This is a genomic window from Enterobacter sp. JMULE2 (assembly GCF_013337145.1).
Lineage (GTDB): Bacteria > Pseudomonadota > Gammaproteobacteria > Enterobacterales > Enterobacteriaceae > Enterobacter > Enterobacter mori.
In genome coordinates this window covers 307911-322435 of the sequence record NZ_SGWD01000015.1, presented here as the reverse complement: position 1 = coordinate 322435, position 14525 = coordinate 307911, and the positions used below count along the sequence as shown (strand labels likewise).

Here is a 14525-nt window from a genome sequence, read left to right as displayed (position 1 = left end):
TAGACTTCCTGTATTCGAAACGTTCAGTTAAACGATAAGTCTGACATAAATGACCGCTATGAGCACTGCAATTACTCGCCAGATTGTTCTTGATACCGAAACCACCGGTATGAACCAGATCGGCGCACACTATGAAGGGCACAAGATCATCGAGATCGGTGCTGTTGAAGTGGTGAACCGTCGTCTAACGGGCAACAACTTTCACGTTTACCTCAAACCTGACCGGCTGGTGGACCCGGAAGCGTTCGGCGTTCACGGTATTGCGGATGAGTTCTTGCTGGATAAACCGACCTTTGCAGATGTCGCGGATGAATTCCTTGAGTACATCAAAGGTGCAGAACTCGTCATCCATAACGCATCGTTCGATATCGGCTTTATGGATTATGAATTCAGCAAGCTTAATCGTGATATTCCGAAGACCAACACGTTCTGTAAAGTGACGGACAGTCTGGCGCTGGCAAGGAAGATGTTTCCCGGCAAGCGTAACAGCCTCGATGCACTCTGCTCGCGCTATGAAATAGACAACACTAAGCGAACGCTGCACGGCGCATTGCTCGATGCCCAGATCCTGGCGGATGTTTATCTGACGATGACCGGCGGTCAGACGTCGATGAAATTCAGTATGGAAAATGAGTCCCAGCAGACGCGGGACGCAGGGGGCATTCAGCGCGTTGTGCGTCAGGCGAGTCGTTTGCGGGTTGTGTTAGCCAGCGATGAAGAGCTGCTTAGCCATGAATCTCGGCTCGATCTGGTGCAGAAGAAGGGCGGAAGCTGCATGTGGCGCGCCTGAAAAGAGACCGAAACGTTTGTTAAATCACCGTTTGGGTGAATTTTGCAGCAAACGATTCAAAACGTGAGAAAAAGCGTTGACGAGTCCAGAGGCAAACCGTAATATGCGCCTCGTTCCCCAAGCGGGAACAGTGGAGCGGTAGTTCAGTCGGTTAGAATACCTGCCTGTCACGCAGGGGGTCGCGGGTTCGAGTCCCGTCCGTTCCGCCACTATTCAGGCCCACGTTATTTATAACGTGGGCCTTTTTCATTTCTGCATTCCGATCATTTCCTCTTCAGTCTCCACCCTTGCCACTTCCGCAGTGGTTCGACATACCACGTCCCTTACTTTTTCTCTTATTTAATAAGATATCTTTATATTTTTAATATATTACTTTTATTTCTGTTTTATTTTGGTGTAAGTTAATTACGATTAATTCTCGCTCCTTTTATTATTTCATATCCTCTCATTAATTCCCTGTCCGGTGTTAACTATTCCTAATGCTGCGTATATTTCTGTGTGGTTTTTTCCTAAGCATATAAAGAAACCAGACATGATATTTTTAAGCATCATGTCAATGAACCCAATAGACATGAATTATGTATGGAAGACATAAGTGCAAAGCAGTAAAGGATGTAATCACAGAAGTGCTTATATGTCCTTAATTTAGCGAGTGAAATTCACCAAGGACTTTTATATGACGGAAAGTAAAGTCATTTTAGCAGTGAACAGCGGAGACGGAAAAACTCGGTTGTTGACAGCGGACGCAGGCCGGACGGTTAAGATAAAGCTGATCGCCGGCAATAAGTATCTGCTGAAGAACGTCAATGACGACTTCGCACCAGAAAATATTACCCTTCAACGTGTAGGTAAAGCATTACATATTATTCAGGAAGGGGACACACAGCCTAGCATCATCATTGAGGATTACTTCGATGGTGATAAAAATAACCCAACGCTGATGGGTATGGCAGAAGATGGACTTCTGTATGCCTATATTCCCGTGTCAGGCGAAAGCTACGATACTGGCTATCTCATTGCGGATGGCAGCATGTCTCCGGTTGCCCTGGGCGGCGATCCGTTAGGTGCTGGTGGCCCAATTCTGACGGCCCCTGATGACGACAACGACATGCTGTTCGGCATGCTGGGATGGTTTGCGCTTGCGGCGGCGGGCGTAGGGGCGGCTTTTGCGCTGTCCGAACTCGATGACGAGGATGGCGACAAGCACGCTACACCTGAAAAGCCGAGCATTGGCCAGACAATTGATGATGAAGGCTCTATCAAAGGCCCTCTGAAATCAGGTGACGTGACCGATGACACCAAACCGTCTTTGACGGGGAAAGGAAATCCGGGCGATACCATCCATATCATCGATAATGATAAGGAAATCGGGTCTGTCATCGTCGATGACGAAGGCGAGTGGAGCTATACGCCAGACAAACCGCTGAGCGACGGCGAACATGACCTCTCCGTTGTGGTTGAAGATCCTGACGGAAACAAAAGCCCACCTTCTGACCCGATCACCATCGTTGTCGATACCGTTGCGCCAGATGCGCCAACGATTGAACACATCATGGATAAGGTGGGTAAAGTCACCGGCGAAATTCTTGACGACACCTACACCGACGATCCAAAACCGGAAATGAGCGGCACCGGTGAAGCGGGCGCGACGATTACTATTTACGATAACGGTAAAAAGATCGGCGAAACCACGGTCAACGACGATGGACGTTGGTATTTCAAACCTTCCGAAAACCTGGCGGACGGCAACCACAGCATTACGGTCAGCCAGACGGATAAAGCGGGCAACGTCAGCAAGCCTTCAGATGAACGTGAATTCATTGTTCTGACCGAACCTCCTGGGAAAGCAGAAACGCCTGAAGTTAATGACAATACGGGTCCTGTAACGGGTCCCCTTAAGCCAGGCGACGTGACTGATGACAGCAAGCCGTCCTTCAGTGGTGAAGGCACGCCGGGCAATACCATCGTTATCAAAGATAACGATAAAGAGATCGGCTCGGTTATCGTCGACGACGAAGGGAAATGGACTTACACGCCTGAGAAAGATCTCAGCGAGGGTGAGCACAATGTTGAGGTGATTGAGGAAGATCCGCTGGGTAATGTCGGCGAGCCTTCCGATCCTATTCAGATCATTGTTGACACTACGCCGCCAGCAAAACCGGATATGGTTGATGCTGAGGATAATACCGGTCCGATTACCGGTCAGCTGAAGGGCGGTGACGTCACTGACGAAACGCGTCCGGTATTCAGCGGTAAAGGTGAACCTGGCGATACCGTGACCATTTATGATGGTGACGAGGTTCTGGGCTCTACCGTCATTGACGATGAAGGCAACTGGACGCTGACACCAGAGAAACCGCTGGGCGAAGGCGACCACAGCATCACCGTTACGCAAACGGATAAGGCGGGCAACACCAGCGATCCCTCGGAAGCGCTGGAGTTTGAAGTTGACACTACCGCGCCTGATGCTTCAGCAAATGTTCTGAAAATTACTGCCGTAGCGGATGACGTGGGCGATCGTCAGGGCAACGTTGCCAGTGGTGAAATCACCGATGACAGCAAACCGCTCATTAGCGGTATCGGCGAAGCAGGCAACACCGTATTCGTCTACACCACCGACTCATCCGGTAAACACCTGATTGGTTCAGCGGTTGTGGGCAGCGATGGTACCTGGAGCCTGACGCCATCAACCCCGCTGACGGAAGGTCTGAACAAGCTGACCCTGGAGACGCAGGATCCGGCGGGTAACCGCGTTGCGGGCGATGCGCCGTCTTACGACATCAATCTGCTGATCCCGGTCAGCACCAATCCGTCCATCAACAGCGTGGTGGACAACTCAGAGCCGCACGTTGGTCCGCTGCAGAAAGGCGAATCCACCAACGACACCACCCCGACCCTGAGCGGCAGCGCTGCGCCGGGCGATACCGTGTCTATTCTCGACAACGGTAAAGTGATTGGCTCCGTCACCGCGGACAGCAACGGCAAGTGGACGTTCACGCCGGACACCGCGCTGGCTGACGGCAAGCACACCTTCACCGTCACCGCGACCGACGCGGCAGGCAACGCGCGCACCAGCGGCAGCTTCCCGATTGTTATCGACACCACGGCACCGGCTCCGGCGGACAATATCATCCTTGATGATAACGTGGGCGACAAACAGGGACCGGTAGGCGAGGGTGACACCACCGACGACCAGTCTCCAACCCTGAGCGGCGAAGCCGAGCCGGGCAGCGTGGTCGATATCTACGACAACGACGAGAAGATTGGCTCCGTTATCGTTGATGACGAAGGCAAATGGTCCTATACGCCGGACAAACCGCTGGATAAAGGTGACCACGAGCTCACCACCACGGTCACCGATCCGTCAGGCAACACCAGTGAACCGTCTCCGGGAATCTCCTTCACCGTCGATCCGGATCCAAACCAGGTCACCGTAGGTGAAGTGGTGGACGATCAGGGCCCGATCGTGGGTAACCTGAAACCAGGCAACGTGACGGATGATGTGCGTCCGGAACTGGGCGGTAAAGGCAAGCCAGGCAGCACCGTGACCATCAAAGATGGCGACGACGTTCTGGGCTCCACCGTTGTCGATCCAGATGGCAACTGGACGTTCACGCCAGATCAGGATCTGGCTGACGGCGATCACAGCCTGACCGTGGTGTCCAAAGATCCGGCGGGTAACGAGGTGACCTCACCGTCCTTCGATATCACCGTCGATGCGACCGCACCGGAAAAACCAGTGCTGGGATCTGCAACGGATGACGTGGGCACTATCCGCGGCGATCTGAGCAATGGCAGCACCACCGACGACGCAAACCCAACCTTCAACGGTTCCGCAGAGCCGGGCAGCCGTGTCGATATTTACGACAATGGTGAGCATATCGGTTCGACGGTTGCTGATGATAAAGGCGCATGGCAGTTTACGCCGACCACGCCGCTGCCAGAGGGTGAGCACCATATCACCACTACCGCAACGGATGAGGCGGGCAACACCAGCCCTGAGTCTGATGATTTTGTGCTGGTGACGGACTATACGCCACCTGCGGCAACCAGCGATGTACTGAACATTACCTCCGTGATGGATGACGTCGGCGGCCGTCAGGGTAATATCGCCAGCGGCGAGGTTACCGACGACAGCAAGCCGGTTATCAACGGTATCGGCGAAGCGGGCAGCACCGTATTCGTCTACAGCACGGATGCAAACGGCAAACACCTGCTGGGCTCAGCCGTGGTTGATAGCGAAGGCAATTGGACGCTGGCGCTGGATACTCCGCTGGTGGAAGGGCTGAATCAACTGACGCTCGAAACTCAGGACGCAGTAGGCAACCGTGTTGCGGGTGAAGCACCGTCTTACGACATTACCGTTCTGATCCCGGTCAGCACCGAGCCGTCCATCAACAGCGTGGTGGACAACTCAGAGCCGCACGTTGGTCCGCTGCAGAAAGGCGAATCCACCAACGACACCACTCCAACCCTGAGCGGCAGCGCTGCGCCGGGCGATACCGTGTCTATTCTCGACAACGGTAAAGTGATTGGCTCCGTCACCGCGGACAGCAACGGCAAGTGGACGTTCACGCCGGACACCGCGCTGGCTGACGGCAAGCACACCTTCACCGTCACCGCGACCGACGCGGCAGGCAACGCGCGCACCAGCGGCAGCTTCCCGATTGTTATCGACACCACGGCACCGGCTCCGGCGGACAATATCATCCTTGATGATAACGTGGGCGACAAACAGGGACCGGTAGGCGAGGGTGACACCACCGACGACCAGTCTCCAACCCTGAGCGGCGAAGCCGAGCCGGGCAGCGTGGTCGATATCTACGACAACGACGAGAAGATTGGCTCCGTTATCGTTGATGACGAAGGCAAGTGGTCCTATACGCCGGACAAACCGCTGGATAAAGGTGACCATGAGCTCACCACCACGGTCACCGATCCGTCAGGCAACACCAGTGAACCGTCTCCGGGCATCTCCTTCACCGTCGATCCGGATCCAAACCAGGTCACCGTAGGTGAAGTGGTGGACGATCAGGGCCCGATCGTGGGTAACCTGAAGCCAGGCAACGTGACCGATGATGCGCGTCCAGAACTGGGCGGTAAAGGCAAGCCAGGCAGCACCGTGACCATCAAAGATGGCGACGACGTTCTGGGCTCTACCGTTGTCGATCCGGATGGCAACTGGACGTTCACGCCAGATCAGGATCTTGCTGAGGGCGATCACAGCCTGACCGTAGTGTCCAAAGACCCGGCGGGTAACGACGTTACGTCTCCAGCCTTCGATATCACGGTAGATACCGTGGCACCGGAAAAACCGGTCGTGGGCCTTGCGACAGATGACGTGGGCTCCAGCCGTGGCGATCTCAGCAGCGGCAGCACCACCGATGACGCGAACCCAACCTTCAAAGGTTCCGCAGAGCCGGGCAGCCGTGTTGATATTTATGACAACGGCGAGCTGATTGGCTCCACTGTTGTGGATGAGAATGGTGGCTGGCAGTTCACGCCAACCACAGCGCTGCCGGAAGGCGAGCACCATATCACCACCACCGCAACCGATGAGGCGGGTAACACCAGTCCGGAATCAGATGACTTTGTGCTGATCACCGACTATACCGCACCAGACGCCAGTAAAGTGGTTATCACCGAAGTCTATGACGACGTGAAAGCGTCAGGCGTGGGCGCAGAGCCAGGCAACACCATCACCGTGTACAACGGCGACAAGGTGATTGGCACCGCGAAGGTACAGGCAGACGGCACCTGGTCCCTCGAACCGACCACCCCGCTGCCGGACGGCAAATACACCCTGACGGCGAAAGAGACCGACAGCGTGGGCAACGTCTCCGGTCCGTCCGCGGAATACGTCATCAACGTGGCCACCGTGCCGCCGCAGGCGCCGACGCTGGACACCGTGTATGACGACGTGGCACCGCACGCCGACTACCTGCAGAAGGGCGACGTCACCAACGACACCACCCCGACCCTGAGCGGCAGCAGCGGCGTGATCGGCGGCACCATCAGCATCTACGATAACGGTCGCCTGATCGGCACCGCCACCGTGGGCAGCAACGGCAGCTGGAGCTTCACGCCGGACACGGCGCTGGCTGACGGCAACCACAGCTTCACCGCCACCGTCACCGACGGCGTGGGACGCACCAGCGAGCCAACCGGCGGCTTCGGTATCGTGGTGGATACAAAAGCACCGGACGCGGCCTCTGACCTGCTGGTCACCGACAACGTCGGCGCCTACCAGGGCCCGGTCGTGAGCGGCGACACCACCGATGACAACACCCCGACCCTGAGCGGCAAGGCCGAGCCGGGCAGCACGGTGAACATCATCGACAACGGCCAGGTTATCGGCTCCACGAAGGTGAACCCGGACGGTACCTGGAGCTTCACCCCGGATCAGGCGCTCTCCAACGGCGAGCATGACCTGACCACCACCGTGACCGATCCGTCAGGCAACACCGGACCGGAAGGCTCGCACGTGGTCATTACCGTTGACGTGGTCCCGGGCAAGGTGGAAATCACCGGCGTGACCGACGACGTCGGCAGCGTGACCGGCAGCCTGTCCCAGAACGCGGTCACCGACGATACCCGTCCGCAAATCAGCGGCACGGCGAAGGCGGGCAGCACCGTGACCATCATGGACGGCAGCAACGTGCTGGGCACCACCACCGCGGGCGCGGACGGCACCTGGAGCTTCACGCCGAGCGTGGATCTGGGTCGCGGCGAGCACAGCTTCACCGCCACGGCGAAGGATCCGATGGGCAACGAGTCAAGCAGCAGCAGCTGGACCGTGACCATCGATACCGATGCGCCGGTGAAACCGACCATCGACGCGGCGCTGGACGACGTGGGCACCGTACAGGGCGCACTGTCTGACGGCAGCAGCACCGACGACCCGACGCCGACCCTGAGCGGCAAGGCGGAAGCGGGCAGCACCGTAAAGATCTACGATCAGAACGGCCTGCTGGGCGAAGTGACGGCGAAAGCCGACGGCACCTGGAGCTTCTCACCGGTCGCGAAGCTGCCGGAAGGCGAGCACCGCTTCCACGTGACGGCGACGGACAAGGCGGGTAATACCAGCGCAGCGTCCGACGATTTCGTGCTGAACCTGGACTACACCGCACCGGATGCAAGCAAAGTGAGCATCACTGACGTGGTGGATGACTTTGGTTCTGTGACCGGCTCCGTGACGTCAGGCGGTAAGACTGACGATAACACGCCGCTGATCAAAGGCACCGGCGCGGAAGCGGGCAACACCATCACCGTGTACAACGGCGACAAGGTGATTGGCACCGCCAAAGTGCAGGCAGACGGCACCTGGGAACTGCAGGTCACCAAGGCGCTGCCTGACGGCACCTATAACCTGACGGTTAAAGAGACCGACAGCGTGGGTAACACCACGGCGGCTTCACCGGAATACATTATTCAGATCGATGCAGGCGGTCAGCCGCTGCCACCGACCCTGAGCAGTGTCGAAGATGACGTCGCGCCGCATACCGGTCCATTGCAGAAGGATGCGACAACCAACGACAACACCCTGCTTCTGACCGGTACTGCGGAAGCCAACGTGACGGTTCGCATTTACGGCGGCCCGAATGGCACCACCTTACTGGGTGAAACGCAGGCTGATGCCCAGGGCAAATGGAGCTTCAACACGCCGAAACTGGCGGACGGTGTTCATACGTTTGTGGCGGAAGCCATTAACGACATCGGACAGGTGAGCCCGCAAACCGGCGGATTCCCGGTCACGGTGGATACCAGCGCGCCGGGTGAAGTCACTGGCTTCATCGTTAGCGATAACGAAGGTCCGAAGACTGGCGTATTGTCCAATGGCGACACCACTGACGATGCGACGCCGACCATCAGCGGTAAAGCAGAGCCTGGCAGCGTTGTTCACGTCTACGTGAACGGTCAGGAAAACGGCACCGCGGTGGCAGACGCTAACGGTAACTGGACCTACACCACCGGTTCACTGGCGGATGGGGAATACACCTTCACCGCGCGCGCTGAGGATTCAGCGGGCAACCTGGGTGCAGAAAATGCTGGCGTCACCGTCACGCTTGATACCTCCAGCGTACCGGTCACTATCGTTCGCGTGATGGACGATAAAGGCACCGTAACTGGCGAACTGAAGGCCAATGACGTGACTGACGATGCCCGTCCGGACATTATCGGTAAGGCGAAAGCAGGCAGCATCGTGACCATCAAAGATGGCAGCGTGGTGCTGGGCACCGTGACGGCAGATGCCAGCGGTAACTGGACATTCACACCAACCAGCGATCTGGGCGATGGCGTACATAACATTACGGCGACCGCTAAAGATCTGACCGGTAAAGAGGATACCTCCAGCACCTTCAGCTTCGAAATTGACAGTAAAGCACCGAATCGTCCGAGCATTGATTACGCGGAAGATCAGGTGGGTACCGTTAAGGACGACCTGAACAGCAACGACGTGACTGACGATCCACAGCCAATCCTGCACGGTACGGCCGAAGCGAACAGCACCGTCAACATCTACTCCGTTGATGGCACGCTGTTGGGTTCAGTCACCGCGAACAGCAGCGGCGCGTGGAACTTCAAGCCGGGCAGTAAGTTGCCAGAAGGGAAAAACACCTTCTATGTGACGGCGACGGATAAAGCCGGAAACGTCAGCGACAAGTCTGCGGACTTCGTGCTGACCACCGACTACACCGCGCCGGATGCGAGCAAAGTGACCATCGATTCCGTCACGGATAACGTGGGTAACGTTCAGGGGATTGTTGCGGATGGCGGCGTTCTGGACGATTCACGTCCGGTGATCCGCGGCTCTGGTGCTGAAGTGGGCAACGTCATTACGGTCTACACCACCGATAAAGACGGCAACACGAAGGTACTGGGTACCACCACGGTTGATCAGAACGGCAAATGGGAACTGACGCCATCTGAGTCTCTGTACGGTGACTCCATCAACAAACTGACCGTGACGGAAACCGATCGGGTTGGCAACGTGGCGAAACCGGCTGACAGCTATGACGTCATTATGTCCGATACCCCGGATGCGCCAGCGATCGTTAACGTTCTGGACGATACTGGCACAACCGTTATCAACCTGGCCAACAATGCGTTGACCAAAGACGATACGCCGACCCTGAACGGGACTGCGGACGGTGCTGCGGGCGATACGATCACCATCTACAACGGCAGTCAGGTTGTAGGTAAAACAACGCTGAATAGCAATGGCACCTGGAGCTTCACGCCATCTCCGGCACTGGCTGACGGTAGCTACACCTTTACGGTGACCAATACCAACAGCGCGGGTCAGGAGAGCGATCGCAGCGGTTCGTTCACGGTAACCATTGATTCAACAGCACCGAATCCGGTTTCCGGTCTGCAGGTGTCTGACGATCAGGGTGCCTGGAAAGGTCAGTTGACCGAGGGCATGACCACGGACGACAACAAACCGACCTTCACCGGTAAAGCGGAGCAGGGCAGCACGGTCACTATCTATGATAATGGCCAGGCGATCGGTTCAGTCACCGTCACCAACCCTGACGGTAGCTGGCAGTTCACCCCGTCCACGCCGCTGGTTGATGGCGAACACCAGTTCGCGACTCAGGTAACGGATCCGGCGGGTAACAGCAGTGCGATCGTTGACGATATCACCGTTAACGTCTCCACGGGCGCAAGCTATCTGCAGCTGCTGCAGGTGGTGGATGATGTCCAGGAAGCGGGTGGTTCTCGCGTGCTTCGCGATGGTGAAGTCACGAACGATAGCCAGGTACAGCTGGTCGGTAAGGCGACGGCAGGCAGCACCATTATCATCACCGATGTCGGTGGCGTTCAGCTGGGTACCGTGAAAGCGGATGCCAATGGTAACTGGGAATTCACGCCGATGAGTAGCCTGAGCGATGGCGCGCATACCCTGCGCATCACCGGGACCGATCCGTCGAATAACCCGCTCACGCCGATCGACTTCGATCTGGTTGTGGACACGGTTGCGCCTGTTGCACCGGTTATTACCAACGTGCTGGACGATGTGGATCCGGTTCAGGGTTCCGTTGCTCACGGCAAGCCGACCAACGACACCACGCCGGAAATTACCGGTACGGCAGAGAAGGGCAGCACGGTGAATGTGTACCATCAGGTGGATGCGACAACCCGCATTCTGCTGGGTACCGCCGTGGCCGATAGCACAACGGGTCAGTGGACGCTGCAAATCAGCGACGCGAACAAGCTGGCTGAAGGCACCTGGAATCTGGTTGCAACCTCCACGGATGCAGCAGGCAACGTCAGTACGCCAAGCAACACCTGGACGATTGTTGTCGATACCACCGTGTCTGACGCGGTTATCAACATCAGCTCGATCTCGGAAGACCGTGGTGCTTCAGACGCTGACTTCATCACCAGCGATAACACGCTGTTGATTAACGGTGAGCTGAACAAAGCCCTGCAGGCGGACGAGTGGGTTGAGATTAGCCTCGACAACGGTGTGACCTGGACGCGTGCTTCAACGGTAACCGGCACATCCTGGACTGTGGATATGCAGAGCACGCCGCTGAACGATGGTGCGTACACCATTCAGGCTCGCGTGGTGGATAACGCCGGTAACGTCGGCAGCACCGATTCTCAGGCGCTGCAGGTGGCATCGGGCGGCAGTGACATGAACGGTCTGTCTACGACAACCAAAGTGACTACCGATACCAGCCATGGTCTGACGACCGGGGATCACTTCAGCCATGCCGCAACGGCGACTAACGGCGACATGGTCACCCGTGACCGTACCGTCACCCTTAGCGGTAACCTGAGCGCGGCGCTGCAGGCTGGCGAACATCTGCAGATCTCTCTGGATAACGGAAAGACCTGGAAAACGCTGGCACTCAACGGCCAGAGCTGGAGCTATGAACTGCCGGAAGCGACGGCAAGCACCACCCACAGCTTCAAGCTGCAGGTGATTGACGTTGCGGGTAACCCGGGTACGAACACGAAGTTTGCGGATAGCTACAACGTGGTCATCGATCTGGATTCGCCTGATGCCATCACGATGGCGCCGGATGTGCCTCAGCACACCAGCACGGGAGATTCGTTCACCTTCTCCAGCGGTCAGTATGGTCGCGTTGAAGCGGGGGCAATTGTCTCTCTGGTGAGCGACGTCAACAGCAACGGCACCTATCAGGAAGGCCTGGATCAGATCATCGGCTTCGCGAAAGCAAACGCCGACGGCTCCTGGAGCCTGAATACGACCCTGCCTGCGGGCGCGCATAACCTGGCCTTTGTGGTCTGGGATGAGGCGGGCAACCGCTCAAGCATGAGCGCAAGCACCAGCACGGGCGTCACCGAAGGTGGTGGTAGTACGCTGATTGAACAGACCTGGGGTGGCACAACCGATGCGGACAGCCGTGGCCTGAACGCCGCTGCGGTCACCATCAGCCAGGACGGTTTGTGGTCGTTCTTCCAGAGTGCCCGCGGCACGTCAGGAAGCACAACGGCTAACGCCGGACGAGTGTACGACTCCGTCACGCGTGAAGACTACGATTCGACGTACCTTGCACAGCCGTCCACCGACAACGGTGCGGGTTACAACGTAGATAGCACGTCGTACAGCCGTTATGTGAACTCCGCAGCCTTTGCGGACATCAACCGCGATGGTTATGCCGACGTAATGTCTCAGATCAGTAGCTATAGTAACGCGGGTCGTACCGCCTACTGGCTGCAGAACGCCGATGGTAGTTACTCTGCGAAGGCACTGGATCAAGGCACTCTGAACCACCTCGGTGGCGTGATTTCCTATGACCGTGAAGGTGATGGTTATCTGGACTTTGTGCTGGGTGACTCGGAAGCGGACTCCATCTCGTTCATCAAGAATGAGCAGGGTACGCTGAGTTACGAGGACAACGCCGGCTTCTCTGACGGACACCCAGGCGGGGCATTGCCAACGGCGTTGAGCGTGCTGCACGAAGTGGGCGCTGTGGATATCGATAATAACGGTACCGTAGATATTACGGCACATATCGACTACAACGGCGCAGGCAGCTTCGTTGGTAACAACTCACGCGGTCTGGGGATCTTGTATAACCAGACTACCGGAACGTCGAAGACCAACTTCGGTGAAGTCGGCTACTACGCGAACGTGTTCCGTGACGATGGCCATGAAGACTACGGTAACTTGTCTATCTCCATGACATATGCGGATTACAACAACGACGGTTGGTTGGATCTGTTCCTGAGCCGTGGTTCGAAGGGCAGTTCTAACAGCGACGAGAGCCGTATCTATCTCAACGATGGTACCGGCAAGCTCAATGCAACCGACGGTCAGGCGCAGTGGTTTGGCGATAACGTTGATGGCGGTACGTCGCTGGCAGTGGACTGGAACCACGACGGTAAGATGGACATCATCGAAGTGCCGCGCTCTGGCGTGACAGGCTCGCCGATGCTGTATACCAATACCGGCAGCAACAACTGGGGGACCAATAAGGTTAGCCTGACGGGTAGCACGACGTTCAACAACATGACCGGTGCCGTGGCGCTTGACTACGACTGGGACGGTTCGATGGACCTGGTGCTGTACCGTTCGGGTGCGGACGCTGATGTGGTGGCAAGAGACGATGCGGGACGCACGATGCTGGTGAAAAACACCAATATCGCGGCGGACGGCACCAGCCTGCAGATCCGTATTGTTGACGGTAACGGCATCAATACCTTCTACAGCAACACCGTGAAGCTCTATAACTCGGCGGGCGAGCTTGTCGCTACCCAGCTGATTAACCCGCAGTCCTCCGGCTCCAGCAACAGCATGGGTCTGGTGAGCTTCTTCGGACTGGATCCGAACGAAGTTTACTCCGTGCAGATGCTGCGTATTACCGACGGTAAAGCGGATCACGTTGGCGCAACGGGCAGCATTGGCGGTTACACCAACGGTACGGTGAATGAGAACTGGGGTGGCCTGACAACAGGTAAAGCCCACGACTCCTACGTGCTGACGGCGGAAAGCGGCAGCGCCGCGAACAACACCACTGGCAACAGCGGGATCGTGGGTACGGGCTATAACGACACCTTCTTCGGTTCGGCGGGTAACGACACCTACAACGGTGGCGGCGGCTGGAACCAGATTGTGAGCGGCAAGCCAGTCTGGAGTGAAACTGCGGGTATGGACGTGGTTGACTACAGCCGTTCTACCAGTGCGGTTAACGCCAACCTGTGGACAGGTACTGCAACCGGTAACGGCACCGATAAGCTTCTCAGCATTGAGGGACTGGTCGGGTCAAACCAGCAGGATACCTTCACGGATAACTCCGCGAACAACCTGTTCGAAGGTCGTGGTGGCAATGATGCCTTCTACCTGGTCAACGGCGGTAACGACACGCTGATGTACAAGGTGCTGGCAGGAATGACCAACGACGGTACCGGCGGCAACGGCCACGACACGATCCACGGCTTCAAGGTGGGTAATCTGGTGAAAGACAGTGATGCAGATCTGCTCGATATGAGCGAGCTGCTTGACTACAAGGGCTCTGTCTCCTTCTTCGAGGACGATGGAAAACTGGAGCTGGATTACTCCTCTCGCGGCGTGCTTGATTACGTCAAGGTGGAGGTTGTCGGAAGCGATACCGTGATCAGTATCGACCGTGACGGTCAGGGCGGACAACATGGCTTTACGCAGGTTGTCACACTGGCTGACGTTCAAACCGATCTGGTTACGCTGCTGCAGAATAACCAAATAATGATGTAACCCAGTAAAACCCGCCATCTTCGG

At 56.9% G+C, this 14525-nt stretch carries 2 protein-coding genes and 1 tRNA gene; all 3 read left to right on the top strand.

All coding sequences use genetic code 11. The features are described from left to right. The first annotated feature begins 58 nt into the window (after positions 1-58). Positions 59-790 carry a DNA polymerase III subunit epsilon gene (gene dnaQ, locus EXW94_RS19500; RefSeq protein ID WP_199906608.1) on the top strand — a complete coding sequence of 244 codons (732 nt, stop codon included), beginning with the start codon at positions 59-61 and terminating at the stop codon, positions 788-790. 132 nt (positions 791-922) lie between these two features. After that, a tRNA-Asp gene (locus EXW94_RS19495) sits at positions 923-999 on the top strand. Between the two features lie 467 nt (positions 1000-1466). After that, positions 1467-14501, top strand: a complete 13035-nt coding sequence (locus EXW94_RS19490) for an Ig-like domain-containing protein (RefSeq protein WP_174340788.1) — start codon at positions 1467-1469, stop codon at positions 14499-14501. The last annotated feature ends 24 nt before the right edge of the window (positions 14502-14525 follow it).